The sequence below is a fragment of the Moorena sp. SIO3I6 genome, assembly GCF_010672095.1.
Genome location: NZ_JAAHHU010000089.1, coordinates 1 through 26695, shown reverse-complemented (window position 1 = coordinate 26695; position 26695 = coordinate 1). Strand labels below are relative to the sequence as shown.

The window sequence follows — 26695 nt, the reverse complement described above, 5'->3', positions numbered from 1 at the left end:
GCAAGAAGCCTTGAGCAGGACCCTTTCCAATAGCGTAAGCCCAGCCCAAACCACTGTCTGGTCCGATACTAAACAATCCCACCGCCAGGGTTCCCCATAATCCACAACCAAAGTGAACCGGAATAGCTCCAACTGGGTCATCAATTTCCCACCAATCTAATAGCTCAGTAACAAGGGGCACAAAAATTCCTCCGCCGACAGCCCCAATCACTACTGCGTCTAATAAATTAACGTAAGCGCAGGGTGCAGTGATGCTAACTAATCCCCCCACAATGCCATTGATGATAAAGGCAAGATTGGGTTTACTGTATCTGACAAAGCAAAAGATAATCGAGCCAATTGCACCGGCTGCCGCTGCTAAAGTAGTCGTTAAAACAATGTGAGGAATGGCGGGGGAAGTGGCCTCTAAGGTAGAGCCAGCATTAAACCCAAACCAACCGAGCCAGAGAATCAGGCATCCCAAGGTGGCAAGGGTGATATTATGCCCGTTTAAGGGTTCAATTTTCTTATTAAACTTAGTTTTTTCCCGTGGGTTAAGTCGAGATAACTCTGCTGGCTTAATTTTACGATATTTATCAGCCCTTGCCCCCAGGGCGATGGTTCCCATCAAGCCAGCAGCTCCTCCCACGGTGTGGACTACCGTTGAACCGGCAAAATCCCAAAATGCCAAGTTCCCAGACCCTCCGAGACTGATCTGGTTCAGCCATCCAGACTCCGACCACGCCCAATGTCCGGTGATGGGATACAACAATCCCACTAGGAAGAAACTGAAGAGTAGAAAGCTCAAAAATCTCATGCGCTCGGCCACTGCTCCAGAAACAATGGTTGCTGCGGTGCCAGCAAATACTAATTGAAAGAAAAACTTGGCTTCCCTCATAGCCAGAGAGTCAGAACCACCGGGGTTAAAAATGTCCTGGCCACTAAAAAAGAACCCTTCAGTCCCGATCCAGGGATTGTTACCACCAAACATCAATCCCGCTCCGCAAAGCCAGAAGGCTACGGTGGCGATACTGAACACCACTAGGTTCTTTGCCAAAATGTTGATCGCATTTTGCTTGCGACAAAAACCGGTTTCCAATAAGCAGAATCCCGCATTCATAAAAAATACCAAAGAGCCTGCTATCACTAACCAGATAATATCCAGGACGTCCGTCAGTTCATCGTCTATTGGGGCAGTGTCTTGAGCCACTGCGCTATGACTCCACACCAGCACGACCATCATAGCTAGTGATATACCAGGGTAGACGCATCTTATTTTGAAATGCCTACTGGATATGAGATTCATAGGATAGGTAGTTTTGCTGATTAATTTTTACTGATTAATTTTTAAATAAAATATTTGTCTTGATGCAGTAGCGACTGGTGGAAACCCCCTGATTAAAGCGCTGCATTGGTTCTGAGTAAGGCTTCTAGAATTTAGATGGGTTTGACCTGAGTTAAATATATAATTAGACCATAACAACCATCTTTTGTGGCTGTTTGGTATTACCCTAGGGTCTAAGATACTGCTTCAGCTAGATCAGCTTAGCTTAGGACAAAATAAGTTCACTTAAAATCATCTCTAAATCATCAGGTGCCTTGGGAGTATGTCACTTATAGCATTTCTCAATTGCTTGAGGTGCTTTTGTGGTGGGTTAATCGGAGCAGAGACTTCGTAACAGGGAGTAGAGATGCAGCTCTGTGCTGAGGGTTTCACCCTTTGGCCGACTGCATCAAGACACTGACTGTCCCTCATAAGTACGATAAATTCTATATATAGTTGATTTTTTATTCAACGTTGACCTGCTCTCGGTGCTCTTCAGGACTTATCCCTTTTTGACTAGGACAAATTCCCAGGGATTCTGATGTTTACAGTAGCAGCTACAGAATCCCACCCAAGGTACCCATCCCCTAACCTAGAAGGGGGTAACATCTGCAATGCGCTTCCACCAAATTATGGAGCGGGGGCGCAGGGGGGGATAATATTTTTATTATAGCATATTATAGCAATACGCATTCATGTATTGACAAATTCAAATGAAGCAGAATTGCTAAAGCCAATCTCACTCCCTCAGGACTTACGCAAGTGCCCCCGTTGGTCCCCCAATTCTGGGGGACTTTGACATCATTACCCCCCAGAATTGGGGGGCAGGGGGGCAAAACCAACTAAACTTCGTAAGTCCTATCCCTTATAGGTGCGCGCCTCCTAGGCCGGGTTCCCCGGCCTAGGGTCGCACCTGTTGCTCATGGGAAACCACGGCAGTTGCTGATGGTGGCAATGCCCTTTGGCAACGTTATTTACCTACTCCCTACTCCCTACTCCCTAAAACCTAGGACGAAATTACCTCTCTCCATTAAGACCTGCTATATACTGCAAATAAGATAAGGACTTTTAGTAAATAAGGATACAGGTGATTGGCTTATTAAACAAGGGTCTAAGGAATCTCTGGCTTCGTGTAGTGGTTCCCAAAAGCGAAAAGTGTCTAAGCAATATCTGGCTTCGTGTAGTGCTTTCCTTCATTATTGCTTACTTATTTCTAGTGATATTAAGTGTATTGGAGCAAAGAATAACTAAAAAGTTTTTCGAATCAAAAACAACTGAAACCGAACAAGTTTGCTCACCTCAAGACTCACTCTGGGAATGTTTGGAAAAGCAACTATCGTTCGTCTGTAAAGTGGACAATCTTGAAGGTTTCGCTCTTTTATTTGGAGCGTCTCTTTACATGCTTGAAGGTCTAGAGCGCAGACAAAGGATAATCTATGAGGCATGGCAAATCGTTGATAATGCCGCAGGAGCAGGAGTAGCTACTAGTCATGCCAGAGTAAAAGCCCTTGAGGTTTTGAACAACTATGGTGTTTCGATGAGGGGGCTGGATGCCCCAAAAGCCGATTTGACTGACATTGACCTGGCGAATGCTATACTTCATCAAGCTACTCTCAATGACACTGAACTTACTGGAGCTAATCTTACGGGAGCTGATCTAACTAAAGCCAATCTTGCGAGAGCTAACCTTAATACAGCCAAGCTTAGTAAAGCATTGCTAATTAGAGCGAACCTCAGTAAAACCAACCTGAGTATTACTGAGCTCAGGAATGCTGATCTCAGGAATGCTGATCTCAGTGGTGCCAACTTCATGGGTGCGGATCTCACTGGTGCAGACCTCACTAGTGCGAACCTGACTGGTTCAGATTTCAGATATGCCAAGCTCAATGGTACAAACCTCAAACATGCGGACCTCAGTGGTGCAGATCTCACAGATGCAAACCTTAATGGTATGGACTTGACTGGTGCAGATCTAACTAGTGCCAACCTTGAAGGCATCTCTTGGAATCAACATACAAAGTGGACAAATGCTAGAGGTTTGGACAAAGCCGAGAATGTGCCCGATGCGTTGCGACAACAGCTTGGTCTGGGATAGGGAACAGGGAAAGAGAGGGGAGTTTGGTAAGTATGTAGCGAGATAGGGTAATTAAGTGGAAATAATCTTACAAGCCCAGTAAAAATTTCAGTGCAATCGCTTCCAGTTTCACTCCAGTCAAAATCATATCCAGTCCCAGAGCCACCTGCATCACCCCAAACACAAAACCAAGCACTCTTAGAGTCACGGGTTTGATGAGATTCAAAAGGGGATGGGCGACCAACATCACTCCTAAGTTGAGTACCATAACCACAAATAATAGCAAAAACATAGAACCCGGAGCAATTGCCATCCGTCCGAACATGGCGCTCATAGTCACCACAACAGCAATGCCATAGGGAGTTAAAATACTGGGAAAAACTAAGGGATTAATCGTTAACTTCAGAGAAGGATTTACAGGGTATTTATCGTTAGTTGTGGGGGGATTATACTGGGCTAATACTGTTCGCAGAGCCACTAAAAAAAGGATAATACCTGTTGCGATTAGCATTGCTGAGAGGTCAATTTGCCAGGATTTCAGAACATTTTGGCAAAGTAGTGCTACCGCAAAAATAACTAAGGTAGATATGCCAAACCCCCGTAAAGCAAGCTGGCGACGCAAGGCTGGATCCGCATTAGCTGTCAGCTTCACAAAAGGTACAATTAGCTTGAGCGGACCGACGGTAAGTAAAAAGATAATCAGGATATTTAATACCCCAAATCCCTCAAAAAGTTGCTCGAATAAAACCTGAGTTTTAGCATCAATCTCAGCCTTGACGGGTATGGCAATTTGATTGCTCGATGATTCCAGAGCTTGGGCTGAGATTATGGCTGTTTGCCCAGTAAAATCCCTTGCCAGTGAGGGAGATGGCGGTGTAGGGATGGTGGCTGTGGCACTGTTAAGTGCTAACATCGAGGCAAAATAAGCCGATGCGATCGCTATCCCTAGAATTCTCAACAACCTACCCATCTCTCCATCTCCCCATTCCTACAAGGAAAAAAAATACCAATTAAAGTAGGGTGGGCAAAGTTATTTTATCTACAAAACTGAAAAGAACCAAACAGTTTTTGCCCACCCTACAAGATTTTCTAGCGCAACTTCATATTGCTAAACAGTTTTGCCACTGGTTCCGGAAGATTAGGTAGATGGGGTAGGTCGGGAGTCTCGGACATGGCAAGGCCCGTGAGGTTGTTATCCTTGATCAGCCTTGGAATTTCGTCGAGAGCAAAAACCATGCCCCAGTCCCGCTCTGCGTTTGCCACACCTTTGCGATCGCCCTGCTTCAAGGAGTCAACGAATCCCTCAAAGGTTTCCTGACCTGACAGCTCGATGTAATGAGCTGGTGTATCCGTGGAGTTCCAGAAAGCATGGACAATGCCCCGTGGTTTTTGGACATAGCTTCCCGCAGGAGCTGTCAACCTTAGTCCATCTGCACCCCCAATCTCGAAGACAAGTTCACTCGATATCACGTAGACCAGTTGATCGCAAAACTTATGGCTGTGGGGTGACAGCAAGTGACCGGGATTGATCACACCCTGCATCACTGAGAAATCACCACCCATGTCTCTGGATCGAGCCATGATAATCATGTCCGTGGCTGTCCTTTCTCCTTCACCAGGTTTCTTGAGGAGATCCTGGGCATCAAATCGATCGTTTACATTATATTCACTCATTGTTCTACTCCTTTAATCTTGCTTTGCTGAAAAATTCCTTGAGTAAATTTAAAGGTGCAACCCTGTCATCAAATGCCTTAAAAATCGCAAACCGATAATGCAGCTCATGGGGCACTATAATGGTTTTGAAGCTATCAGCTATTAGCTATCAGCTATCAGCTATCAGCTATCAGCTATCAGCTAATGCGCACGCTGCGCGAACAGCTTTTGAATGAAAGAGGTAAGCATTCGTTGCATCTCAGTTCCCTGGCCTTTTGGCCTTTTGGCCACGCTACGCGAACGGCCACGCTACGCGAACGCCCAAGCTAGGAATTAATAGTCTTTGGCTTTGAGTCCGTTGAACTTGTCAGCCGAATAGCTTGTTTTAAGCTGACGGCTGAGAGCTGATAGCTGTTCGCGTAGCGTGCGCGTAGCGCATAAGCTGACGAGCTTTCTATAACCAAATTGCCATCTTTAGCAGAGGTGTGATAAGGACAATGGGCGCACCAAATCGGACATTTCACGACAGATTGCACAAACCCGAAATGCTAGCTAGCGTGGTGGCGAGTACCGTAGCTTATGCAGTGGCACGGGGAGTGGACATGGAACAGATCACTGCCGCCACAGGACTAACCCGTACCGATCTGCTCGATCCCGATGCCCACCTGTCTCAACACCTAGTACCAACGGTATGGCGCTTACTGACCAAGGCTTACCCAGGGGAAGCGATCGCACTCCACATGGCCAGCGCTACTCCCTTCTCATACTTTGGAACACTAGCCTATGGAGCTAGATATGCTGAAAATCTCAGAGAAGCGTTGCAGAACTTAGTGCGCTATCGGTCTGTGCTATCGGATCAACTGCAAATCGCCCTGATTGAGTCCTCCTCAGAGGGCATTTTACACATGCATCATCCCATGGATGCCGAAGATGGGGGTTGCGCTGCTGAAGTGGGACTAGCTTTGGGGTTGCGCTATATGCGGGAAATTTTAGGAGCAGATGATATCCTTGTGCGCGCGGACTTCACTCACCTGCCCTTCGGACCAATCCAGGTTTATGAAGAGTTCTTTGGTAGCCCAGTATGCTTTCAACAATCCCACAATGCCCTTGTATTTCGTCAAGGAGCCCTAGACCTACCCACCAAACAGCCTGATCCGGATCTGTTTCGTTATATTCAGAGCCATCTAGACCTGGTGCGAGAACGGTTAGCAGGTTCTAGTGATTCTCCAGAACTATCTAGGATCCGGAATGCGATGCTCGATACGAGCCGCTACGCGAACGCTCACAATGCTGAACGTTCTGAATATGGTGCAGAAGCCCTAGCACGACAGATGAACATGAGTCTTCGTGCTTTGCAACGCTTGACCCAAGACCATGGTATCACCGTTCGGCAACTGTTAGACGAAACTCGTCAAGCAAACGCACAACAGTTCCTGAGTGACCCCAGACTCAGTATCGAAGCCATATCCTGTTTGCTAGGTTACTCAGAAGATCGTGCATTCCGCAGAGCCTTCAAGCGTTGGACCGGGCACACCCCTGCCGAGTTCCGGCGGACTGTTGGATAAGTATTTTAGTATACCCAATTAAACAGTTATAGCGTTTCTAGGACTCATGAGGTACACAGGATTGTTTCACTCTCGGCTCTTGCCTAATCCCTGCTCCCTGCTCCCTGCTCCCTGCTCCCTGCTCTATCAATTTAAGTCTGAACTAACCTGTAACGTGTAACTTTCCGTTTTTATTCCCTGATCACCACCAACAACTTAACAACAATGGTAGAAACAATCCAAGCTAAAGACATCACCCTCAAGCCATTAAAAAACCTAGTCAATCTTCAGCTAGTTAACGATAACCAATTCTTTCTCGAGTGGCAAGAAAACTTACCAGAAATCAGCGAATTACAACAGCAATTACTAGATGACGTTAAAGCTGGTTATTTTAATTTACTCTATTACCCACCCTTACTAGAAAAAACCGTTAATCTCGCCATCCTATCCCCCCTGCTATTTATCGGAAAATTTTATCTAGAACCCTTTCACATCAAAGCCGAAAAAACCGTAGAGATTTCTGTTGATGACCACGGCATTATTGTCAAAGGAAGCATTGATACCCTAGTCTTACATAACGAATTTTGGATGACGATTATCGAATCCAAACAGGCTAGCTTCTCAATAGAAGCTGGACTACCCCAACTTCTGGCCTACATGTTAGCTAATCCCCACCCAGATCAACCAAGCTATGGCATGATTACCACTGGTGGTACCTTCATTTTCATCAAACTAGTTAACGGTGAAAAGCCCAGATATGCCACATCTGCTGAATTTTCACTGCGCAATCCCGGAAATGATTTGTATCAGGTGCTTCGGATTCTTAAAAAACTGAGTCACATAGACATCTAGTTCTGAAGGGGTAACCAGCAGATTAAAATACTTAATAGCAATCCGTGTAGGAATTGTGATAATTTTTGATGCCATATTCCCAGGGAGTGCGCGTTCACGCTTAGCTTTGAAAAAGCGCGGGGTCGCACCGCTCCCTACTCCCTACTCCCTACTCCCTACTCCCTACTCCCTTTACTATATGTGTTATGAGTTACGACAGTACCCTTAAATATTTGGTGGAACAATATCCCCAAGCCTTTACCCGTTGGTTGTGGAACCAGGAACCACCAGAAGATATAGAAATTCTCAACACCGAATTAAGTACAGAACCAATTCGGGCAGATGCCTTGTTTTTTGTGCGGGTTGCTGATGCTATTTTGCATTTGGAATTTCAAACCCTACCCCAGTCTGAACCTCCCTTACCCCTGCGGATGCTCGATTATTGGGTGAGGTTGTATCGCCAGTATCGCTGTAAGATTGAGCAGGTAATAATTTTTCTGAAACCAAGCCGATTAGCGGGAGTATTTGTGAATCAATTTACCGAGCCGAACCTATCCTTCCACTACCGAGTGATTCGGATTTGGGAATGTGATCCACAACCGTTACTGACAACCCCGGGGTTACTACCCTTGGCAGTGTTAGCACAAGCTGAAGTCCCAGAAACATTACTCTCCCAGGTAGCAGCCAGAATCGATATGATTGAAGATACACAACAGCAGCGTAACCTATCTGCTTGCGTCCAACTGTTGGCTGGGGTGAAATTTGATGAGCAGTTAATTCAAGCTTATTTTCGGGAGGATATGATGCAAGAGTCGGTGGTTTATCAACGCATTATTCGTCAAGGATTAGAACAAGGATTAGAACAAGGATTAAAACAAGGATTAGAACAAGGATTAAAACAAGGATTAAAACAAGGATTAGAACAAGGATTAGAACAAGGATTAGAACAAGGATTAGAACAAGGAAAGCACAATGAGCTTAATTTAATTATCCGTCTACTTAACCGTCGCCTAGGTCAGCTCAATCCCCAATTACAGCATCAAATTGAGCAGTTATCCTTTTCCCAGTTGGAGGATTTAGGGGAAGCGTTGTTAGATTTTGAAACCGAAGTGGATTTGAGCAATTGGTTGAACCAGTTCAGGGATAGGTAATATCAAGTCTGGTTGAATACCCATAATTAACGGGAGTGTGGGGAGTGTAGGGAGGGTGGGGAGTCTGGGGAGATGGGGAGATTTTTATTAAGGGTAATTATCCTCAGATGAGATCAGATTCGCTACTGCCATGGTTTCCAAAGGGCTTTCAAGGTGCTCCCCCAAGCCATGGCACACAGCTGTCTTACCCCTACTCCCTACTCCCTACTCCCTACTCCCTACTCCCTACTCCCGAAAACCCCAAGGGCGTAAGTCCCTCACCCAATTGAAAACTGCTATCTATGGAGAATAGGGGATTCGAACCCCTGACCTCTGCGGTGCGATCGCAGCGCTCTACCAACTGAGCCAATTCCCCCTAGTACCTTTGTTGATTGTGTTTATTCTAGCACCGGAACCCATCGCCCTGTGCCCCCTTGCCGTTTTATCCTCTATATTTCTCCTACTGGCTGAGGTGATACCCCAGAATAGACCTGCTGCACTCGTTCTAATTCCAGCTGATTCAAATAATCCACAGTCCAGTTAGCGTGACGCTGTAGCATATGAAGGGGATAAGTACTAGCCACTCCTACCACTGGCATGCCAGCTCGCTTCGCCGCCTCAATTCCAGCCAAAGAATCTTCTATTACTAGACATTCCCCAGGTTTTAAGTTCAGGTTACCATAAACTTGATTGAGCCGCTCTACCGCTAGCAGATAGCCATCCGGTTCCGGTTTACTAGTAGTAATATCATCACCAGCAACAATCAAACTAAAATAGTGAGCTAAACCAGCGCGATTGAGCACCACTTCTACCTCATTCCGCAGTGCTCCAGTTACCAGAGCCATGGGGATCTGAGCACCCTGGATCTGAACCATTAAATCCTCCACACCAGGATAAATGGGCAAGGTTTCTATACTTTCTAGCTGACGTTGATAGGCAGCAGCTTTGCGGCTGATTAGCTGGTTTAAGTAATCCTCCGTAACCACCCGACCGCGACGCTTAAGTAACTCTCGCAGACAAGAGCGATCGCCTCTGCCTGTACAAACCTGTCGAAACTCTTCGGAATCCGGACGCAAATTTTCCCCAAGAATAATTTCCTCAATTAGTTTCTCGTGAATCGGCTCATCATTGATTATTACTCCGTTAAAATCAAACAGAACTGCTTTCAAACTCATAAGTACCTAGACATAAATTCTGTTACTATTGTTGAGTAACTTAAAAAACATAACGTTACTCAACCCTCTTTTGCTCCCCGTTACCGGTTGCCTATTCCCTGATTTTAACAGTCAACTTTACTAATCTTAACAGTCAACGTTAATTGTGTCCAAGTGCTTACTGTAAAATTGCCCTATACCGCTGGAACCGGCACCCCTTGTGACGCAACATCATTTGGAAAACTCCCCTGAGATTGAGATTCCCAAACAGCTGATTTACCTACTGGCAAAGGTTTTAGACCCTGAGTTATTTGATGCAGCCACCACCATTGCGTAGTGCGCACTGCTTCAAAACTAGCTGCACCCATCCAAGCGTCAACACTACCATTAGCGTAAGCCTTGATATAGGGTTCTTGAACGCACCCCATCCAAATCAAAGATTATGGATGGGGATTCATTCGCTCTTGAACAGCTAAATTTCTTAACGTCCCCAGGACAATTGGCGTTCTCAATGTGCCGTCAGAACTTTTGCTGTCGTACACCCTAGAAAAGTTTTTATCCCCTACTATTAAGCAATACCAATATCTAGCACCGATGTTATAACTAGCGTTTAAATCCGCGTGATATTGTTTTCCACTCTTGAATTTTGCTAGGGAATAATTTGTTTGGCTTCGTCTAACTTTTCCACTTCCATCAAAGGCTACCGCACTGGTATATTTAGGATTAACTGTCTGAACTTTTCCACCTAATTCTGTCCATTTATCTGTGATTATTTCGACAATTTTTCGGTGACACCATAAGTGAAATTTTTGTTTCATTAATGACCTTTTTTTCCCAGCTTTTGCTTTCCATCCCCAGAGATTTTCTAAGACCATTACCTTGACGCCATGCACCTTGGCGAATTGAACAATTTGTCTGGCTACTTTTCGAGAAATCTCTAGATTTTGATTAGCTGACTTGCGGTTAAGTCCACCACAAAACCCTTTCGGTAATGTTTGACCAGTTAAATTACTGGTTTGTTTAGCTTTTTTGGCTATCATCATTCGTCGTTTGTTGCGATAGTCTATGTCTCTGGCTGGATTAATAAAAGTCCTCGCCTTTACAGTACCATCCCGCCCGACGATAGCAGCCGTTGCTGCATTATTTATCCCTAAGTCAACACTACAAACATAATCGGTTTCTTCTCTTTTTACTGGTTTTATTTGAACTGGCATTGAGAGCTGACATTTAGTTTTATTCACCACTAAAGAAGGTGACTTTAATTTGTTGCCCTCAACTAAATGCCGATTATTTCCGTGATTTTTTACTCCTATATTAGTTAACCAAATCCAATCTTTTCCCGACCACACCTTGAGAGCAACAGTTTGATAATCCTTACCGTATAAAATTTGTTGACCTTTATACAAAGCCGGGTAAGTTTTACACATTGCTGTTAGTCTTGGTGCTTTAGCTGTACGTTTTTTACGATTTCCCGACTGCCAAGAACGATAACGGGTTTGAAAACTAGAAACAATGCCAATTGCTTCAGCTATGGCTGCTCTTCTTAAATAGCTGGGAAACTTACGGTGATCTGGATATTTGTTGACAATTTTCTGATAATAACTATGTTTGGGATTTGGGTTAGCTGTGGTAACATGAATCATTTTTTCCACAGCCAAAACTAATTCTAAGCTACTTAGAGGGGCTAAATTAGACCATTGTGCATTCACAATCAAAACTAAAGGTAAAAGATATTTACGGTAGCAGGTTACCGTCATCAACATCATCTCTTTCTGTTCGGGAGTAGTAACTAAACGCCACACATCTGTACGAATCAGAGGTTGAGGTTGAGATTTTTTAGTTTTTCTTTGGCTTTTTTTACCCATGGTCTAGTCACACCCCACTCTAGAGGCTATTAAATTATATTAACACAAATATGATTAATCTAGAATTGCCAAAAGAATAAGAAAAGGTAGTGTTTTTTGTTGGTCTCGCTAACCCCACCTAAATCGAAGATTATAGGTGGGGACTGCGCGAGACATTTTGTTCAAAAACTTCCGTTAGCCAATTCGCCTCCCGGATCGTAGTCTGATTCCCGTCTAGAATCAAAACTTGTCCTCCCCCTTGCAGCAGTCGGAAGGATTCATGCAAAATCGACTGAGTTACCTTAGGTGGAGTTTCGTAAAACAACAGTGATGCTGTAACTAGATCAAAAGACTGATCATCTAAACCCGTCTGTTCAGCCATACCATGAAGCCACTGAATATCGAGATTAGCCTTGTTAGCTTTATACTCAGCCATGACCAGCATATAAGGTGACAAGTCAAGACCAATGACCTCGGCATCAGGAAACCTCTGCTTTAACATCAAGGTTGTGGAACCGGTGCCACAGCCCAAATCCAGAATTCGTCGTGGCTTCCCTACTATAGTATCAATCAACCCCTGACGCACCCAGGCTTCATTAGGGGGCAATGCATATTGGGTAATTGGGTCATAGGTTGTGGCTGCACTTCCATTCAAGTAGCCCCCTTCAATACCATGGAAATTCTGAGTGCTGTAATAGTCAGGATAGATTAAATCAGGGTTATGGAAGCGATGCTCGATACGAGCCGCTACGCGAACGCACTCAGCTTCCCAATTCATAGTTTCGTCAAACTGCTGCAGCTTTTCAAAATCAATCAAGCTACCGATGATCGGGGATAAGAAACGGTCCCAAAGTGTATCTTGATTAACGGCCATAGTTATACCTGGAGATATCAAACCAACTCCTAACGCAGTATACCTTGAGGCTGATTAATCTAGCACCACACTCCTTACCGTGACCCTTTAACATTCCGAGCAAAGCGCTCCCGACCCTCTTGGAGATTAGCAGGAGTACCATTAGGGTAAGCTTTAGTAATCAGACTCTGGAGTTGTTCAATCCGATTACTAGGGTTAGGGTGAGTAGTGACATACTCCGGTGGTTGCCCACCCTGTCGAATCGAGTTAAGGACTTGCATCAGTTCAACGATTCCCCTAGGGTTATAGCCCGCTTGCGTCATAAACCGAAAACCAAGGCGATCGCTTTCTAATTCATCCTCACGTCCATACTTAAGGCTAACCATTTGATTAATCGCTTGGGCAAGTAGTGCTGCTTGCCTACCACTCTGGGCATCATCACTGGCAGCAATACCAACAGCATTAACCAATGCTACCCCAAGTTTCTGCTTGGCCAGATGTAGTGAACCAGAAGCTGCCGACTTTTTGACCATCCGCTCTCCCACCTGAGAAATATATCCTTGAAGGGCTTTATCTGGGTAAAGACCACCGTGTTGAGCCGCCATTTCCGTGCTTGTAACCCCATCACCACTTCCTGACGGGGGGAAAGTTGGATGCGCTGCTTTTCCCTAGTTACTGGATTTTCAGAGACACTGGTAAAGTAGCTCTACGCACCGATTATCTCCCAAATTCATCCATAGCAAAATACTATAAGACTTATAAGACTATTGTTGTGGAAGATATGATGAATTATTAGAGCCGTTATTATTTCTGTATTAGTCCTAAGAACTTACAGTTGTTTGGCCTAGACACCATCAAGCTATGACCCACCATATTTTAGTTGTCGAAGATGAAACCAAACTAGCCCAGTTCATTGAACTGGAACTGAAGTACGAAGGTTATGAGGTTAGTGTTGCCTCGGATGGGTTAGCTGGTTTGGGAGCAGCGCGGGAATCTAATCCAGATTTAGTAATACTCGACTGGATGCTACCGGGCATATCTGGACCAGAAATTTGCCGACGCCTGCGCAGTACTGGTAATCAAGTGCCGATTATCTTATTAACCGCTAAAGATGAAGTAAGCGATCGCGTTAGTGGTTTAGATGCTGGTGCTGATGACTACGTAGTCAAACCCTTCAGCGTAGAGGAATTATTAGCCAGAGTCCGAGCTCATCTGCGACGCAATCAAACCGAAGACCCCAACATCCTCCAATTTGCCGACTTAAGTTTAAACCATAGCACCCGTGAAGTCTATCGAGGTCAGCGATTAATTGAACTGACTGTCAAAGAATTTGATCTACTCGAATATCTTCTTGCCCATCCCCGACAAGTCCTCACCCGAGAGCAAATCCTCGAAAGAGTTTGGGGTTATGACTTTATGGGTGACTCTAATATCATAGAAGTTTACATTCGCTACTTGCGCCTGAAGCTAGAAGCCAACAACGAAAACCGTCTAGTCCAAACCGTGCGCGGTGTTGGCTACGTCTTGCGAGATTAGTCCTGAGTGCATCATTCCTGATTGCATCAGTCCATCCTGACTTCCGACTCTCGACTCCCAACTCCCGATTCCCGACTCCCGACTCCCGACTCCCGACTCCCTAAAAGCATGGAAAACTGCTATACCTAATAGCCAAAACTCATATGGATGCGGGGATGGAGTTTTGCCCTTACTAACTTACCCCCTTGGAGATGTTCTTCCACAATTACCGGCACATCTTGTGGTTTGACTCGGCAATACCAAGTCTCCTCTGGAACAATCCGCACCGTTGGACCAGAACTACACTGTCCCTGGCAAGTTGTACCAATCACGCTAAAGTCAGAAAGATCAGCTTCCTCGAAGGCAGCCAGCACCTCAGCTGAACCGGCTGCTAAACAAGACTTATGTTGGCAGACTAAAACACAAGGCTTTTCGGTTTTGGCACTGTGTTGAGTAAAATCTGTTTCCACCTTAAGTTCAGTTAATATTAAGAATTATTACTCCCTTCATCATAGCCATTGACTTTTAGGCATAGTTTAATACCATTAACCCCTAAAATGCCAAATACCTGTTTTCAGTCCTGAGTCGGTTTTGAGCTATGGGCGGCAGCCCCGCGCCCTACGCGGATATTGTGGGCGTCGGGAAGGATAGCCCGGTGATGGAGTGGAACGGAATCACCAATTAGGAATGTCTTGGCTCAGGGAAGCGAGCTATTAAGTTTCTAAGTACTTCCGATTCATTTATTCCCCTCCGTTCTGCTTCTTGTTATAGCTTCTTTTTATCATATTCGGTTAACCGAATTGTCATCTTTATTGTTTTCAATATGAATTGCCATTTGACTAGCTATATACTAAGATAGTAACAGGTCGATAAACCAGAGTAAAAACAGAATGAGAGCTGCTTACCAGTACCGATTAAGATTAACCAAGACTCAAGTAATTCAATTAGAGAAATGGTTAGAAATGTTGCGCTGCCAATATAACTACTTATTGGCTGACAGATTTGCCTGGTACGAACAAAATCGCTGTTCCATCAATGCATGTTCTTTGGTTTGTCATCTCCCAGAACTCAGGGATAATCCTGATTACTACTCTCAAAAACGAACTCTTCCCCAGCTCAAGCAAAATAGACCGTGGTACGGAGAAATTCATGCTCACGTTCTACAGGACTGCGTTAAACGAGTAGATTTAGCCTTTAAACGGTATCTCAAGGGGGATTGTAACGGTAGAATAAGTGGAAGACCTCGGTTTAAAGGAAAAGCCCGGTACCGTTCCTTAACTTTCCCTTCTCTTGGGAAAAACCCTATTGATGGCCACCGTTTAAAACTACCTAAATTTGGGTGGGTCAAGATGGTTTACCACAGGCCAATCCCTGACGGCTTCAAGATTAAGACAGCTACAATTACCCGTAAAGCGGATGGTTACTATATCACCTTATCGATCCAAGACGATACTGTACCTGAACTAATCCCTGTTGATTCGGCAAAGCCGACGCTACGCGAACAGGTATCTAATCCTGTGGGGATTGATATGGGTCTTAAGTCGTTTTTGATTAAGTCTGATGGTACTGAGGTAGAAATTCCTCAATATTACCGAAAAGCTCAAAAACGGCTCAAGAAAATTCAGAAAGCCGTTAGCCGAACGAGAATTGGTAGCAATAACCGAAAAAAGGCTGTAACCAAACTAGGGAAGGCTCATAAAAAGGTAGCTGATACCCGAAAAGACTTTCATTTTAAGACGGCGTGCGGTCTGCTAGATGACCACGATCTAGTAGCCCATGAAAAGCTCAACATTAAAGGTCTAGCCAGGACTAAAATGGCTAAATCAGTTTTGGACGCTGGATGGGGTCAATTCCTGTCAATCCTCTCAGTCAAAGCCGAGAATGCTGGGCTGTTAACGGTTGCAGTTAATCCCAAGAATACTAGCCAGAACTGTTCAAACTGCGGGAAGAAAGTACCCAAAAAACTAAAAGACCGCACCCATTCCTGTCACCATTGTGGTTATATCGCAGATAGGGATGTTAATGCGGCTAAAAATATCTTGAAATTGGCGGTGGGGCATCCCGTCAGAAGTAAAGCTTACCGAGTAACCCAGGCAATGGCCGGTGTTGGTAAGAAGCCCGCGTTGTCCCGTTAGGGCAACGTCGGGAGTATGTCACGAAGCACAGTCTCCTGTTATGCACCAATGACCAATGAATAATTACCAATAACTCATTGCTCAACCATCCAATTGAATCGGAGAGCAGCTTAACATTAGAATGAAGACCACACTTCGAACCCAATTGTCCCTGAATCCGTCATGAATCCAAAACTCTTAAACAATCGCTACCGTGTCCTTGAGACTCTAGGTTCGGGTGGGTTCGGTGACACCTTTCTCGCCGAAGATATCCATATGCCCTCAAGACGGCGGTGTGTGATTAAGCAACTTAAGGCATTAGCTCATAATTCTAAAGCTTACAAGCTCGTCCAAGAGCGATTCCAACGAGAAGCAGCTGTTTTAGAAGCCTTAGGGGAAGCACATGACCAGATTCCGAGACTTTATGCCTATTTCTCTGAAGCCGAAAAGTTTTACCTGGTTCAAGAGTGGATTCGAGGAAATACCTTTACAACACTGGTCAGACAGGGAAAAAAATTTACTGAGATTGAAGTTAGGGAACTCCTAATTAGTTTGTTAAAAGTTCTAGAGTATGTCCACTCTCGCCGTATCATTCATCGGGACATTAAGCCAGATAACATCATTATCCGCCAACGAGATGGAGTACCAGTTCTGATTGATTTTGGTGCAGTCAAAGAAGCAATGAGTACCGTAGTCACCAACTCTGGCACCCCTCACCCAGCATCAATTATAATTGGCACTCCTGGCTATATGTCTTCGGAACAGTCAGCAGGACACCCAACCTATAGCAGTGATCTGTACAGTTTGGGGCTGACAGCAATTTTATTGCTAACGGGTAAAATACCACAGCTATTCCACACAGATGAGAGTACTGGTGAAATTTTATGGCGTCAAGATGCCCCAAAGCTTTATTCAAACCTAGGAATAGTGCTCGACAAAGCGATTCGATTCCATCCACGCGATCGCTTTATTAGTGCCAGACAAATGCTTGATGCTCTCCAATCTGACCCGGCATCACCTACGGAAGCCACAGTCCCCATGTCTCCCGGTGCCCCATCAACAGCCAACAAAGGTACCGTAGCAACAGTCCCCATTTCTCCCGGTGAGCCACCAGCCAACAACGGTTCAGTGTCCACTATTAAAGGCCCTTATCCAGTCACTGTAAAACAAAACGATAGTTACAAGGCAGTTTTAAAGGGAGGTTTAATCGGAGGCGGTATATTACTGATTGTGGTGGCATTTGGTTCAGGATTCAACAAATTCTTGAATCCCTATAGGACCGTCCCATCCTATGATCAATCTAAATCAACATCATACCCAGACAACCCAAGTTCTCAAGAACCGCAAGATAAAAAAGTATCATCAAAAGACCCATTACCAGAAACACCATCATACCCATCACAGTCCCAGACCAATAACCCATCACAACCAGTAACTAAACCAGAAACACCATCATACCCATCACAGTCCCAGACCAAGGATCGATCATCCCCATCACAACCAGAGACTACCGTAACTGATCCGGTCACACCATCATCCCCATCACAACCAGAGACTACCGTAACTGATCCGGTCACACCATCATCCCCATCACAACCAGAGACTACCGTAACTGATCCGGTCACACCATCATCCCCATCACAACCAGACTCGACCGTAACTGATCCGGTCACACCATCATCCCCATCACAACCAGAGACTACCGTAACTGATCCGGTCACACCATCATCCCCATCACAACCAGAAACTACTGTAAAACCAGTTCCAGTAACGACACGGAAACCTATCACCGAACCTTCACCCATCGTAGAAAACAACACCAATAACCCAAATCTTGCTCAGCTCAACGCTATTCCCAAATTTCCCCCAGGAACTCAGCGAGGAGCAGTGGAATATGCTTTAGGCACACCCACAAGCAAAAAAAAGGGCTATTGGAAGAATACTCGCGCTTTCCTTTATAAAAACGTTGTGCCCAATCATGTAGACCTAGGATACCTGTTTGATCGAAGTTCTGGGCGTCTGCGCCAAACGGAAGTTACCTTTTCCCAATCCGTTGACCTAGAAATCATGTCAGAGACCTTAAACAAGCTGCTCAGTAACAACATTTCCACTGACATTAAACAGGGACTGAAAGATGTATATCAGCGCAAGTCTAAGACCTATAAATTTTCCAGTGGTAACAATAACAGCTTGGAGGGTGTGATTCAACGAGACGGTAGCGATCGCATTTATATTGGTGTTTGGGAAGCGGATTTAAAGTAACAAGTAATCCTAATTCCCTGATCAAGACTCTAATGCTAAAGGCTCCCCGGCTGATAGCTGATAGCTAAGGGTTCCGTAGCGTGCGCGTAGCGTATATGCTTACTTTTTGTCTATTTCCTTAAAACATGAGACAGATACTGATATTCGGTAACTCTGGAGCGGGAAAAACTACCTTAGCCTTAAAATTACAGGTTGAGTTAAGCTTACCCATATTAGATCTAGATACTATTACTTGGATACCCGATCTACCAGGAGTAAGACGGGAAGATGCGGAAAGCGAGAGATTATTAATCGACTTTATTCAAAAAAATCCTGAATGGATAATTGAAGGATGCTACGGAAGTTTAATTGAAACAGCCGCCAAATATTCATCAGAGATGATATTTTTGAATCCTGGAGTTGAAAAATGCCTAGAAAACAATCGACTCAGACCATGGGAGCCTCATAAGTATAAGACTCCCAAAGAACAAGAAGCGAATTTTGAATTTCTACAAACCTGGATTAAAGAGTACTATTCACGTGATGATGAATATTCCTTTAGGTGCCATGATAGATTATTCAAAAGGTTTAGCGGCAATAAAAGAGAAATCAATTAATCATGCGTTCGCGTAGCCTCGGCTTTGCCGAATCCCATTCTCTAATGCTAGGATTGTCCAACACCCTTTTTAGGATTTTATCACTCCCTCTAATTATTAAAATTAGAGGGAGTAGACAGTAGACAGAATTGCTGAAGTCATCATAATAATCCAGAATTAATGGGCAGCGCTCCATCGCTACTCCCTACTTCCTACTTCCTACTCCCTACTCGTGCTTAACCTAGGACAAAAGTACCTCACCGAATTTAGAAATGCTATTAGTGGTAAATAGTTTGGTTTAACTCAAGCACTTGCACTACATCCTTTGATTAGAGAATCTAACTTTTGTTGTGCAGCATAACGATTCCAATAAGCCGGATCATTAATATTTTTATTGCTGCCATAGTAGTTAGGTAATGACTGAATTTTGGAAGCTTGATTTTGATAAGATTGGCCGAGTAATCTATCAGTTAAAATAAGAGAAATAGCTTTATAAAAACGGGAAGCAAAATCTGTATTTTGCTGTAGCTTTTCCTGCAATTGCTGCCGACAAATTGACCAAACTACTGAGTCATTTACAGCCGTAACAGTAGCGGCAGGTAAACTTCGTGTTAGAAAAGACATTTCTCCCACTACTTCACCTCCCGATAATTCAGCAATATCTCTGCCCTCAACTGAAACTGTAAACTGTCCATCCAACACTATATACAGTGCATCAATCTCTTTCCCTTCTTCTATAAGCGTAGTATCGGCAATAATTTCTTTCTTGCTTCCTGTAGCAATCATCCATTCCACATCCCTATCACTCAATTCCTCTATCATCAAAAGTGTTTTTTTGATACCCTGCTTCCAGAGAGCTTCTACATTATGTAATTTTTCTATAGGAAGCAAGAATTCCTTATAATCATCAAAAAAAATTGCCCCTTGAGCCTTGAGAGCAGATATAATATCCTCAGTAAGCCCTAAATTATTACCAAATTTAGCGTTGTCTAAAATAGCATTACTAAAGTCAGCACCGGTTAGATTAGCATTTCTAAGATCAGCACCGCTCAGATTGGCATTCCTAAAAATCGTTCCCCTTAAATCGGCATTCCTTAGATTCACGTTTTCTAAGTTAACCCCGCTTAAGTCAACTCTAGCCAAGTCCTCAGAAAGATTTAGGTCAGCTATCTCCGACAGTTTAGAAAAATTAGTAGTGTTAGCGCTTTCAACACTTTTGATTAATTCTTCCAACTCTTGGTTAAATTGTTCGTTATTTACCGGTTTTAATTGTTCGTTAGTCATACTTGAGTACCACTTTACTTAAATAAGGTTTTAATTGGTGCTTTAGAAGCAGTAAGGCAATCTTTCTATCTAAGACTACATCTTTTTCCCGACTAATTTCGGAAGACCACAACCCTTCAGCTCCAGTCAGATGAACATCTGGCTTAAAAACTTCAAAGGTAGCTTCTATGTAGCACGGCTTTGCCATTACATCTATTGTTCCCAGCTCGACTTCCTTGAGTAATCCTTTAAACACGGGTTGACCCGTTTTTACCTCAAAAACCCAAGCCGGAGTTTCCTCTGACCCCTTCGTTGTGATCTGAGGGTCAATGAACTGAAACTCATCGGTTGTGCCTCCTGTATTTTTTTGACCATGGTTAGCTTTAACTCCAGGTTGATTTTTATCCCAACAAGCCTCCACTTTACTGTGATTTTCCTTACTCTCTTGCTGCTTCCTCTCTTTCTCAACATCAGGGTCAAATGAGCCACTGAAGTTACGGGCTTCCAAAGGGATCTTGCCATTTTTCAGCCTTAGCCTGAGTTCTCCACCTTTGAGTCCGAACCTAACTCGACCCAATGGCGTCTGCACCCACTGTTCATTAAATTGTATAGTCAGGTATAGCTTCAATTGCTCTATCTGGCGAGATGAAAAAATCCCTGTCGAGACTGGCTCAACTTTAAGCTCCATCGTCAGACAATCTGGAAATTTATTTTGCTTATTTTCCTCTTGTGGGATAAGCGGTGTCGATTTTATTTTGGACATGCTAAATTAGGATACAGAGGTTCACAGTTTACTCGCGAGGCAACCCTAAGGCTTATAGGCAAACGAGTTCATATTCACGTTTGCAAAGAATTGCTTCTAGGTTACTGATGACAGCGACCTCTGCTCGAATTGTTTGAGCAGAAATGCACGTAAAATCTAGTTAAACGTGAAATACACGGCATAATGAGCATCTCACGTTTAGCTGAAGACACCGATACAGCTTTACTGAAATGATCTGAACTGATCTATTAGTTCAAGTCCAGTTAATCACTTACAAAATAGTCTCTAGATTTTTGGGTAAGCGTAATCGGTAATGGGTAATCCTAAACTACCAATTACCAATTTAAAATCACCAATTCCAAATCACCAATTCCAAATTCCCTGATTTCGGATATGATAATTAGTTAATCAGAGATTGATATTATATTTCTTGACTAAGATATTTAATTAGTCAGAGACGCGCTACCCTGATCTGATAATTATGAGGGTATAATAAGATGCTTTGCCCTGAGATGATAAATTCTAAGACTTGGCTGACTAATCTTATAACTTTCACTAATAATCATTATTATCGATTTAGTTAGATAAAGGTGTGATATCAATCACATCAACCGGTGAAGTTAATTACTGTATTCGGTGACTGGATTCACAGACTGGATTCAGTGACTGGATGGAGTTATTGAAATCAGCGTCTTCTCAAGCCCAAGGCGGGATTCCTCCGAAGGGGATGGTATGCGATCGCATCACCAGCAGTTGAGCTGGCTTGTCACCCCCTCATACCGAGTTGCATTCAAAGAGAGTAGATTGGTTGGATAGGGAGATGGGGAGATGGGGAGATGGGGAGATGGGCGGAAGAGAAAGTTGTACGTTTGACCGCAACTTGGTATCAACCACAAATGAAATGGGCAAGATGCCCGTTCTACAAAACTATTCAAATCATTCCATTATTAAGCAAGGCCAAAAAAAGGAGCCGATTGCGTCGGCTCCCAACTTATCTCAAGTCTGGTTAATCACTTACTAAATAGTCCCTAGTCGTCAGCTTTCAGCTTTCAGCTTAAGCGCTACGCGCACGCTACTTGAGGTGCTTTCAGTTATCAGCTATCAGCTTAAGCGCTACGCGCACGCTACTTGAGGTGCTATCAGCTATCAGCTATCAGCTATCAGCTTTGGGCCACGCTACGCGGATGGCCACGCTACGGGAATGGCTGAGGGCTGTTCGCGCAGCGTGAGCTAAAAGCTCAGGGCTGAGGGCTGTTCGCGCAGCGTGAGCTAAAAGCTCAGGGCTGATAGCTTATCGTCAACCAGACATGATAGTAGATATTACTTGATGCTAACTTTAGCACCAGTCTCTTCCAGTTGCTTCTTAATATCCTCAGCGGCATCTTTAGCAATGGCCTCTTTAATCGGTTTAGGAGCAGATTCCACCAACTCTTTGGCTTCTTTGAGACCCAAACCAGTGATGGTACGCACCACCTTAAGTACAGCAATCTTCTTATCAGAGGGGAACTCTTCTAGAACCACATCAAATTCAGTTTTCTCTTCCTCTGGCTCAGCCTCAGCAGCTCCAGGAGCACCAGGCATAGCACCAGGCATCATCATCATACCGCCAGCAGGAGCAGCAGCGCTGACACCAAAAGCCTCTTCGATCTGCTTAACCAGCTCAGAAGCTTCTAGCAGAGTCAGTGATTTTAATTTTTCGAGAATTTCATCAGTTGTAGCAGACATTGATATAACTCCTTTTAGGTGAATTGTTTAATGTATTGAGTGTTGTACTTGAGTGTTGTACAAATCTCCGAAAGGGGGAAAACCGAGTACTAGCTGTTGCCTTCTTCCTTGGCAGCAATCCCTTGGATGCATCGACCCAAAGAAGCTGGCACCTCGTTAATACTACGACCCAAGGAGGCTGGTACCTCATTAATCCCGACAGCAAGTTTGCTAGCAATAGAATTAATCGCTCCAGCAACTTGCGCGATCAGTTCCTCCTTAGAAGGCAAGTCGGCAATTGCCTTAACTTGCTCTTCATTCAAGGCTTGACCTTGCATCACGCCGCCGCGAAATTCAGTCTTCTTGGCGGCTTTCTTAAACTCCTGGTAGGCTCTGATGGCACTACCAACATCGTCTTTGACCAGGAGAAAGGCTGAAGTACCACTCAGGAATTCTGTCATCGGCTGCCAGTTTTCGTCTTCTTGCACCGCAAGCCGCATGAAGGTGTTTTTGGTCACCTTGCAAATCGTGCCAGTGGGACGCAGACGATTCCGTAAATCGGTAATTTCAGCAACCGACAGCCCCTGGTAATCAATCACTACAGCCAATTGAGACTCACTCAAGGTTTGCTTGAGCTCCGCCACAATTGTCTTTTTTTCGTCAAGTGTTCTACCCATTTTGTTAAGTGTTAATTGGTTAATTGTTAATTGAAAATAAATAAAAATAAATAAAAATAAATATTATTTATTTTCAATTGACTCTCAACCAAGAATGATAAGTATTGAACGGTCGGTCGCGTAGCGTGTGCGTAGCACATAGATCTGACTGATAACAAATAACCAAACTAAAACCCCGGAGACTTAGCCGGGGTTAATGGTTGTATCATTACCCCTATAGCACTCACTGTAGGATCAGTGCCTGGGCAGATGATACATAGTACTTTAACCTCGGCAGGATATTAAGCTAGTTACTCCTGCTGTCTTCAGCGCAAGCCTTCTTCAATTGTCTAGTTTGTCTAGCCGAATTTTAGGATGATTTCTAATCTACGTTTTAAGCAGCATCCTCAAGCTTGAGTTCGCGCAGGATAGCGATATCCACTTCAATCGATGGACCCATGCTAGCAGACACATATAAAGTGCGCCAATAGCGACCTTTCGCGCCAGATGGACGATTGCGGTCGATAGTTTCCTGCAAAGCCTTCAGATTCACCAGTAAGTCTTCGGGGCTAAAGGATGCCTTACCAAACATAACATGAACAATGCCAGTACGGTCAGCCCTAAATTCTAGTTTACCAGCTTTGAATTCTTGAATTGCCTGAGCTATGTCATTAGTAACTGTACCACCTTTAGGAGAAGGCATCAAGCCCCGTGGTCCGAGGAGGCGACCCAATCTCGCTACTTTGGGCATCATGTCCGGCGTAGCAATGAGCCGGTCAAAATCCATCATCCCGTTTTGAATTTCTGCAATTAACTCCTCAGAACCGGCAATGTCTGCCCCTGCATTACTAGCTTCCGAGACTTTTTCACCCCGAGCAATCACTGCTACTCGTATCGTCTGACCTGTTCCCTTCGGTAAAGCCACTGTAGTGCGCAGTTGCTGGTCAGTATACTTTGGGTCAATTCCTAAGCGAATATGGGCTTCAGCCGATTCCGGAAATTTGGCCGTGGCTGTTTCTTTGAGGAGTTTGAGAGCTTCTATGGGTTCGTAAGGTCGCTCTTCAACCTTCTTTTTTAGTTCTTGTAATCGACGCGATGGTTTCTTGGGCATCTGTATCTCCTGGGGTACTTAGCGAAGTAAAACTCCTCCCCCTCTATGGTTTACGTTAATACATTGGAGTTGAAAGTTGAAAGTTGAAAGTTGAAAGTTGAAAGTTGAAAGTTGTCAGGTTACAGCCTTAATTCATCTTTCATCCTTGATTATCTTTCATCCTTCTAATCGGTTATGGCTACACCCATGTTTCTAGCTGTGCCTTCCACAATTTTCATTGCCGCTTCTATATCATTAGCATTGAGGTCAGGCATTTTAGTTTGGGCGATTTCTTGCAGCTGGGTGCGAGTAAGGCTTCCAACTCTAGTGCGGTTGGGTTGTGCTGAACCTTTCTCAATGCCAGCAGCTTTCTTAATCAGTACAGATGCTGGTGGAGTTTTGAGGATAAAGGTAAAGCTTCGATCCTCAAACACTGAAATTTCTACTGGTATCACCATACCAGCTTGATCAGCAGTTTTGGCATTGTACTCTTTACAGAATGCCATAATATTTACCCCGTGCTGACCGAGTGCTGGTCCGACGGGGGGAGCTGGGTTAGCTTTCCCAGCTGGGAGCGCTAACTTAATCAATGCAACAACTTTTTTAGCCATTATCTAAGGTCTAGCTTGTTTTTTCAATCTGATTGAACTCCAATTCTACTGGTGTATCCCGCCCAAAGATCGAGAGTAACGCTTTGAGTTTGCTCCTTTCGGGGCTAACTTCAATCACTTCCCCTTCAAATTCTTTAAACGGACCAGATAGCACCATGATTTTGTCCCCTACTGCCATATCTACTTTGACAATCGGCTCTTGCTCTTCGGTTTGCTTGAAGATCCGCTCTACTTCACCATAGCTGAGGGGTACGGGTTTAACATGTCCCCTACCACGCCCGTAGCGGCGTTGTTGTTCTGCCCCAACAAAATTAATCACATTTGGTGTGTTTTTGACAACTTGCCAAGCTTCATCATCCATCACCATCTGGACTAACACATAGCCGGGGAAAACTTTTTCTTCGCCGTGTTGCCGAGAACCATCCTTACGGATTTTTACCGTAGGTGTTTGGGGAATCTGGACTTTCAAAATCCGGTCCGCTACATCCATCGTTTGGATGCGCTGTTCCAAGTTCGTCTTAACCCGTTTTTCACAGCCAGAAGCAACCTGGACTGCGTACCAACGTGGACTTGCAGGTTTTGATACCTGTTGATCGACATCTTGGGATTCGTCTGCAGCAAAACTCATCAAAATACTTGTCCTGATGCCCAGGAAAATAAACCATCTACCAAGTAAATTATGGTGGCAGACAGAATGACCATCAACAATACCGCTGCTGATTCGCTAATTAACTGTTGCCGAGAAGGCCAAACGACTTTAGCGAGTTCTTCTTTAGTTTCGTTGAAGAACTTACCTAGGTTAAACCCAGATTCAGTTTCTTTAGTCTCTGGTTCAGCTTTTGTTTTCTTTGCCACAACTTCTCCTTTCCCCCATCAACGCATTGACACTCCCCGTCCTAGAAGAACGGGGATTCTTCGCTCAACGACTCGACTTGCTTAACCAGACCGGAGTCAGGAAGAGTAGAGGCCAAGTCTCCCAAAGCGTTTGGATCTAAGATATAGGTTCCGGTGTGCCCCACCGTACCTTTACTTTTTTTAGAGATAGATACTTTTTTCTATCTAAATTTTTCATAGACGTTAAAGTCGTTAGACCAAATTACGCAATATGTATCTTTTACATATTTTTTACGTTGTCTATTTATTTTCTAGATAATATCTATCCTTAATTCATGGGTGTATGTTTATCTATTAATACTACCACACTTAGTACAGAACCGCCTAAATAGCCGTCCTTCTAGGACGGGGCTTGAAACCCAAAATTTTTGGTCAATCCAGCCAGGGATTAGATGACACAAGTCGGCTTTACTGGAGGTGCTACCTGTGGCCAATGTAATTCGCCAAGTAAGAGCGCACCTATGTCAATTTCCTGTTCCTTGCATCGGGGATAGTCTAGCTGGTAGGGCCCCCGCCACTACAATCCACTAGTCCTGATAGTTGAGTCAAACTATCCTACTCAGCCCCCTCAACTTACGGACTCCCACTGGATTTGCTCAGGTAAACCCTGGCATCCAACACTTTTGTATTCTACCAATTTTGAGCGCGCCCTGGAGGACTCGAACCCCCGACATCAGGTTTTGGAGACCTGCGTTCTACCAACTGAACTAAGGACGCAGATGGACTAGAGAAGTAGAGGTTAACCGATACTTTTTAGCTACCAAAATCTACTTTGCAGATTTTAGCCCACTAATGCAAGCTGCTCTCGCAGCCAGGGGGTATCTCCCAAGGCCAAGATAGGTTTTGTTCCGCTCAAGGCGCA

33 protein-coding genes, 2 tRNA genes, 1 pseudogene and 1 other annotated feature are annotated in these 26695 nt (G+C 44.3%); of the genes and pseudogenes, 13 read left to right on the top strand and 23 right to left on the bottom strand.

The window, feature by feature from the left end:
- Both F6K49_RS22890 and F6K49_RS22885 read right to left on the bottom strand, forming a co-directional pair.
- On the bottom strand, positions 1–1207 hold a 1207-nt coding region (locus tag F6K49_RS22890), incomplete at its 3' end, for an ammonium transporter (RefSeq protein ID WP_293100373.1).
- A 354-nt stretch (positions 1208–1561) separates the two neighbouring features.
- Entirely contained in the window at positions 1562–1735 is a 174-nt protein-coding gene (locus F6K49_RS22885; protein ID WP_293071875.1) for a hypothetical protein, read from the bottom strand.
- A gap of 655 nt (positions 1736–2390) precedes the next feature.
- Here F6K49_RS22885 and F6K49_RS22880 point away from each other — a divergent pair.
- Positions 2391–3398: a pentapeptide repeat-containing protein gene (locus F6K49_RS22880; protein WP_293082637.1), complete on the top strand. Its 1008-nt coding sequence runs from the start codon at positions 2391–2393 to the stop codon at positions 3396–3398.
- A gap of 67 nt (positions 3399–3465) precedes the next feature.
- Here the strand turns inward: F6K49_RS22880 and F6K49_RS22875 are convergent, their stop codons facing one another.
- Both F6K49_RS22875 and F6K49_RS22870 read right to left on the bottom strand, forming a co-directional pair.
- Positions 3466–4347: a MarC family protein gene (locus tag F6K49_RS22875; RefSeq protein WP_293071877.1), complete on the bottom strand. Its 882-nt coding sequence runs from the start codon at positions 4345–4347 to the stop codon at positions 3466–3468.
- Positions 4348–4466: 119 nt separating this feature from the next.
- Complete coding sequence (locus tag F6K49_RS22870; RefSeq protein WP_293071878.1) at positions 4467–5051, bottom strand: cupin domain-containing protein; 585 nt, start codon at positions 5049–5051, stop codon at positions 4467–4469.
- Between the two features lie 183 nt (positions 5052–5234).
- On the opposite strand from F6K49_RS22870, the gene F6K49_RS22865 reads away from it, so the two are divergent.
- Positions 5235–5360, top strand: coding sequence for a hypothetical protein (locus F6K49_RS22865; RefSeq protein ID WP_293071879.1), 126 nt, complete (start codon positions 5235–5237; stop codon positions 5358–5360).
- On the opposite strand, the gene F6K49_RS22860 is transcribed toward F6K49_RS22865, so the two are convergent.
- Entirely contained in the window at positions 5357–5554 is a 198-nt protein-coding gene (locus tag F6K49_RS22860) for a hypothetical protein (RefSeq protein WP_293039777.1), read from the bottom strand. The genes F6K49_RS22865 and F6K49_RS22860 overlap by 4 nt on opposite strands.
- A gap of 21 nt (positions 5555–5575) precedes the next feature.
- On the opposite strand from F6K49_RS22860, the gene F6K49_RS22855 reads away from it, so the two are divergent.
- The 5 genes from F6K49_RS22855 to F6K49_RS22835 all read left to right on the top strand — a co-directional run bounded on the left by F6K49_RS22855 (position 5576) and on the right by F6K49_RS22835 (position 8848).
- Positions 5576–6595 carry an AraC family transcriptional regulator gene (locus F6K49_RS22855; protein ID WP_293100365.1) on the top strand — a complete coding sequence of 340 codons (1020 nt, stop codon included), beginning with the start codon at positions 5576–5578 and terminating at the stop codon, positions 6593–6595.
- A 204-nt stretch (positions 6596–6799) separates the two neighbouring features.
- Positions 6800–7426, top strand: coding sequence for a restriction endonuclease subunit R (locus tag F6K49_RS22850; protein ID WP_293100362.1), 627 nt, complete (start codon positions 6800–6802; stop codon positions 7424–7426).
- A 55-nt stretch (positions 7427–7481) separates the two neighbouring features.
- Entirely contained in the window at positions 7482–7634 is a 153-nt protein-coding gene (locus F6K49_RS22845) for a hypothetical protein (protein ID WP_158069700.1), read from the top strand.
- Positions 7612–8556, top strand: coding sequence for a DUF4351 domain-containing protein (locus F6K49_RS22840; protein WP_293082634.1), 945 nt, complete (start codon positions 7612–7614; stop codon positions 8554–8556). Before F6K49_RS22845 ends, F6K49_RS22840 begins: the two co-directional genes overlap by 23 nt.
- A gap of 130 nt (positions 8557–8686) precedes the next feature.
- On the top strand, positions 8687–8848 hold the full coding sequence (locus F6K49_RS22835) for a hypothetical protein (RefSeq protein ID WP_293030205.1): 162 nt from the start codon (positions 8687–8689) through the stop codon (positions 8846–8848).
- Here the strand turns inward: F6K49_RS22835 and F6K49_RS22830 are convergent.
- The 6 genes and pseudogenes from F6K49_RS22830 to F6K49_RS22805 all read right to left on the bottom strand — a co-directional run bounded on the left by F6K49_RS22830 (position 8839) and on the right by F6K49_RS22805 (position 12991).
- A tRNA-Ala gene (locus tag F6K49_RS22830) sits at positions 8839–8911 on the bottom strand. The two genes, F6K49_RS22835 and F6K49_RS22830, sit on opposite strands and share 10 nt — an antisense overlap.
- A gap of 73 nt (positions 8912–8984) precedes the next feature.
- On the bottom strand, positions 8985–9710 hold the full coding sequence (locus F6K49_RS22825) for an HAD family phosphatase (protein ID WP_293100358.1): 726 nt from the start codon (positions 9708–9710) through the stop codon (positions 8985–8987).
- 173 nt (positions 9711–9883) lie between these two features.
- A complete protein-coding gene (locus F6K49_RS22820; protein ID WP_293100355.1) occupies positions 9884–10117 on the bottom strand; it encodes a hypothetical protein in 234 nt (77 codons plus the stop codon).
- A 12-nt stretch (positions 10118–10129) separates the two neighbouring features.
- Complete coding sequence (locus tag F6K49_RS22815) at positions 10130–11554, bottom strand: transposase (RefSeq protein ID WP_293031068.1); 1425 nt, start codon at positions 11552–11554, stop codon at positions 10130–10132.
- Positions 11555–11711: 157 nt separating this feature from the next.
- Positions 11712–12407: pseudogene (locus tag F6K49_RS22810) on the bottom strand (class I SAM-dependent methyltransferase); the annotation flags it as partial.
- 74 nt (positions 12408–12481) lie between these two features.
- Entirely contained in the window at positions 12482–12991 is a 510-nt protein-coding gene (locus F6K49_RS22805) for a M48 family metalloprotease (protein ID WP_364303831.1), read from the bottom strand.
- 256 nt (positions 12992–13247) lie between these two features.
- Here F6K49_RS22805 and F6K49_RS22800 point away from each other — a divergent pair, with 256 nt between their 5' ends.
- Positions 13248–13922 (top strand): response regulator transcription factor, encoded by a 675-nt coding sequence (locus F6K49_RS22800; protein ID WP_293029555.1) that lies wholly within the window; start codon positions 13248–13250, stop codon positions 13920–13922.
- A 125-nt stretch (positions 13923–14047) separates the two neighbouring features.
- Here F6K49_RS22800 and F6K49_RS22795 read toward each other — a convergent pair whose 3' ends face one another.
- Positions 14048–14371 carry a (2Fe-2S) ferredoxin domain-containing protein gene (locus F6K49_RS22795; RefSeq protein ID WP_293029561.1) on the bottom strand — a complete coding sequence of 108 codons (324 nt, stop codon included), beginning with the start codon at positions 14369–14371 and terminating at the stop codon, positions 14048–14050.
- A 420-nt stretch (positions 14372–14791) separates the two neighbouring features.
- Here F6K49_RS22795 and F6K49_RS22790 point away from each other — a divergent pair, with 420 nt between their 5' ends.
- The 3 genes from F6K49_RS22790 to F6K49_RS22780 all read left to right on the top strand — a co-directional run bounded on the left by F6K49_RS22790 (position 14792) and on the right by F6K49_RS22780 (position 18873).
- Complete coding sequence (locus F6K49_RS22790) at positions 14792–16036, top strand: transposase (protein ID WP_293100352.1); 1245 nt, start codon at positions 14792–14794, stop codon at positions 16034–16036.
- 162 nt (positions 16037–16198) lie between these two features.
- Positions 16199–18277, top strand: coding sequence for a serine/threonine protein kinase (locus F6K49_RS22785; RefSeq protein ID WP_293100349.1), 2079 nt, complete (start codon positions 16199–16201; stop codon positions 18275–18277).
- 125 nt (positions 18278–18402) lie between these two features.
- Complete coding sequence (locus F6K49_RS22780; protein WP_293100346.1) at positions 18403–18873, top strand: shikimate kinase; 471 nt, start codon at positions 18403–18405, stop codon at positions 18871–18873.
- Here F6K49_RS22780 and F6K49_RS22775 read toward each other — a convergent pair.
- The 3 genes from F6K49_RS22775 to F6K49_RS22765 all read right to left on the bottom strand — a co-directional run bounded on the left by F6K49_RS22775 (position 18866) and on the right by F6K49_RS22765 (position 20878).
- On the bottom strand, positions 18866–19048 hold the full coding sequence (locus tag F6K49_RS22775; RefSeq protein WP_293070810.1) for a hypothetical protein: 183 nt from the start codon (positions 19046–19048) through the stop codon (positions 18866–18868). The two genes, F6K49_RS22780 and F6K49_RS22775, sit on opposite strands and share 8 nt — an antisense overlap.
- A 107-nt stretch (positions 19049–19155) precedes the next feature.
- Entirely contained in the window at positions 19156–20136 is a 981-nt protein-coding gene (locus F6K49_RS22770; protein WP_293100342.1) for a pentapeptide repeat-containing protein, read from the bottom strand.
- Positions 20129–20878: a hypothetical protein gene (locus F6K49_RS22765; protein WP_293070814.1), complete on the bottom strand. Its 750-nt coding sequence runs from the start codon at positions 20876–20878 to the stop codon at positions 20129–20131. Before F6K49_RS22765 ends, F6K49_RS22770 begins: the two co-directional genes overlap by 8 nt.
- Positions 20879–21714: 836 nt before the next feature.
- Here F6K49_RS22765 and F6K49_RS22760 point away from each other — a divergent pair.
- Complete coding sequence (locus F6K49_RS22760; RefSeq protein ID WP_293018654.1) at positions 21715–21888, top strand: hypothetical protein; 174 nt, start codon at positions 21715–21717, stop codon at positions 21886–21888.
- Between the two features lie 66 nt (positions 21889–21954).
- Positions 21955–22107 (top strand): hypothetical protein, encoded by a 153-nt coding sequence (locus F6K49_RS22755; protein WP_293100339.1) that lies wholly within the window; start codon positions 21955–21957, stop codon positions 22105–22107.
- Between the two features lie 91 nt (positions 22108–22198).
- Here F6K49_RS22755 and rplL read toward each other — a convergent pair whose 3' ends face one another.
- The 8 genes from rplL to F6K49_RS22715 form a co-directional block, all read right to left on the bottom strand.
- Positions 22199–22603 carry a 50S ribosomal protein L7/L12 gene (gene rplL / locus F6K49_RS22750; RefSeq protein ID WP_293100336.1) on the bottom strand — a complete coding sequence of 135 codons (405 nt, stop codon included), beginning with the start codon at positions 22601–22603 and terminating at the stop codon, positions 22199–22201.
- Positions 22604–22692: 89 nt separating this feature from the next.
- On the bottom strand, positions 22693–23259 hold the full coding sequence (rplJ, locus tag F6K49_RS22745; RefSeq protein ID WP_293039765.1) for a 50S ribosomal protein L10: 567 nt from the start codon (positions 23257–23259) through the stop codon (positions 22693–22695).
- 158 nt (positions 23260–23417) lie between these two features.
- Positions 23418–23586, bottom strand: a sequence feature (ribosomal protein L10 leader region).
- A gap of 46 nt (positions 23587–23632) precedes the next feature.
- Positions 23633–24349 (bottom strand): 50S ribosomal protein L1, encoded by a 717-nt coding sequence (gene rplA, locus F6K49_RS22740; RefSeq protein ID WP_293039763.1) that lies wholly within the window; start codon positions 24347–24349, stop codon positions 23633–23635.
- A 164-nt stretch (positions 24350–24513) separates the two neighbouring features.
- Entirely contained in the window at positions 24514–24939 is a 426-nt protein-coding gene (gene rplK, locus F6K49_RS22735) for a 50S ribosomal protein L11 (protein ID WP_293018661.1), read from the bottom strand.
- A 10-nt stretch (positions 24940–24949) separates the two neighbouring features.
- Positions 24950–25567 (bottom strand): transcription termination/antitermination protein NusG, encoded by a 618-nt coding sequence (nusG, locus tag F6K49_RS22730; protein ID WP_293018741.1) that lies wholly within the window; start codon positions 25565–25567, stop codon positions 24950–24952.
- Positions 25567–25794 (bottom strand): preprotein translocase subunit SecE, encoded by a 228-nt coding sequence (gene secE / locus F6K49_RS22725; protein ID WP_008188891.1) that lies wholly within the window; start codon positions 25792–25794, stop codon positions 25567–25569. The genes nusG and secE overlap by 1 nt, the downstream gene beginning before the upstream one ends.
- Before the next feature lie 41 nt (positions 25795–25835).
- Positions 25836–25958, bottom strand: a complete 123-nt coding sequence (locus F6K49_RS22720) for a hypothetical protein (RefSeq protein ID WP_293036963.1) — start codon at positions 25956–25958, stop codon at positions 25836–25838.
- A 519-nt stretch (positions 25959–26477) separates the two neighbouring features.
- A tRNA-Trp gene (locus F6K49_RS22715) sits at positions 26478–26550 on the bottom strand.
- Positions 26551–26695: the final 145 nt, after the last annotated feature.

Coding starts and splice junctions, on each gene's coding strand:
- F6K49_RS22885 (WP_293071875.1), bottom strand. CDS start 1,735: ATGAGGGACAGTCAGTGTCTTGATGCAGTCGGCCAAAGGGTGAAACCC.
- F6K49_RS22875 (WP_293071877.1), bottom strand. CDS start 4,347: ATGGGTAGGTTGTTGAGAATTCTAGGGATAGCGATCGCATCGGCTTAT.
- F6K49_RS22870 (WP_293071878.1), bottom strand. CDS start 5,051: ATGAGTGAATATAATGTAAACGATCGATTTGATGCCCAGGATCTCCTC.
- F6K49_RS22865 (WP_293071879.1), top strand. CDS start 5,235: ATGCGCACGCTGCGCGAACAGCTTTTGAATGAAAGAGGTAAGCATTCG.
- F6K49_RS22855 (WP_293100365.1), top strand. CDS start 5,576: ATGCTAGCTAGCGTGGTGGCGAGTACCGTAGCTTATGCAGTGGCACGG.
- F6K49_RS22850 (WP_293100362.1), top strand. CDS start 6,800: ATGGTAGAAACAATCCAAGCTAAAGACATCACCCTCAAGCCATTAAAA.
- F6K49_RS22840 (WP_293082634.1), top strand. CDS start 7,612: ATGAGTTACGACAGTACCCTTAAATATTTGGTGGAACAATATCCCCAA.
- F6K49_RS22835 (WP_293030205.1), top strand. CDS start 8,687: ATGGTTTCCAAAGGGCTTTCAAGGTGCTCCCCCAAGCCATGGCACACA.
- F6K49_RS22825 (WP_293100358.1), bottom strand. CDS start 9,710: ATGAGTTTGAAAGCAGTTCTGTTTGATTTTAACGGAGTAATAATCAAT.
- F6K49_RS22820 (WP_293100355.1), bottom strand. CDS start 10,117: ATGGGGTGCGTTCAAGAACCCTATATCAAGGCTTACGCTAATGGTAGT.
- F6K49_RS22815 (WP_293031068.1), bottom strand. CDS start 11,554: ATGGGTAAAAAAAGCCAAAGAAAAACTAAAAAATCTCAACCTCAACCT.
- F6K49_RS22805 (WP_364303831.1), bottom strand. CDS start 12,991: ATGGCGGCTCAACACGGTGGTCTTTACCCAGATAAAGCCCTTCAAGGA.
- F6K49_RS22800 (WP_293029555.1), top strand. CDS start 13,248: ATGACCCACCATATTTTAGTTGTCGAAGATGAAACCAAACTAGCCCAG.
- F6K49_RS22790 (WP_293100352.1), top strand. CDS start 14,792: ATGAGAGCTGCTTACCAGTACCGATTAAGATTAACCAAGACTCAAGTA.
- F6K49_RS22785 (WP_293100349.1), top strand. CDS start 16,199: ATGAATCCAAAACTCTTAAACAATCGCTACCGTGTCCTTGAGACTCTA.
- F6K49_RS22780 (WP_293100346.1), top strand. CDS start 18,403: ATGAGACAGATACTGATATTCGGTAACTCTGGAGCGGGAAAAACTACC.
- F6K49_RS22775 (WP_293070810.1), bottom strand. CDS start 19,048: ATGGAGCGCTGCCCATTAATTCTGGATTATTATGATGACTTCAGCAAT.
- F6K49_RS22770 (WP_293100342.1), bottom strand. CDS start 20,136: ATGACTAACGAACAATTAAAACCGGTAAATAACGAACAATTTAACCAA.
- F6K49_RS22765 (WP_293070814.1), bottom strand. CDS start 20,878: ATGTCCAAAATAAAATCGACACCGCTTATCCCACAAGAGGAAAATAAG.
- F6K49_RS22760 (WP_293018654.1), top strand. CDS start 21,715: ATGGGGAGATGGGCGGAAGAGAAAGTTGTACGTTTGACCGCAACTTGG.
- rplL (WP_293100336.1), bottom strand. CDS start 22,603: ATGTCTGCTACAACTGATGAAATTCTCGAAAAATTAAAATCACTGACT.
- rplJ (WP_293039765.1), bottom strand. CDS start 23,259: ATGGGTAGAACACTTGACGAAAAAAAGACAATTGTGGCGGAGCTCAAG.
- rplA (WP_293039763.1), bottom strand. CDS start 24,349: ATGCCCAAGAAACCATCGCGTCGATTACAAGAACTAAAAAAGAAGGTT.
- rplK (WP_293018661.1), bottom strand. CDS start 24,939: ATGGCTAAAAAAGTTGTTGCATTGATTAAGTTAGCGCTCCCAGCTGGG.
- nusG (WP_293018741.1), bottom strand. CDS start 25,567: ATGAGTTTTGCTGCAGACGAATCCCAAGATGTCGATCAACAGGTATCA.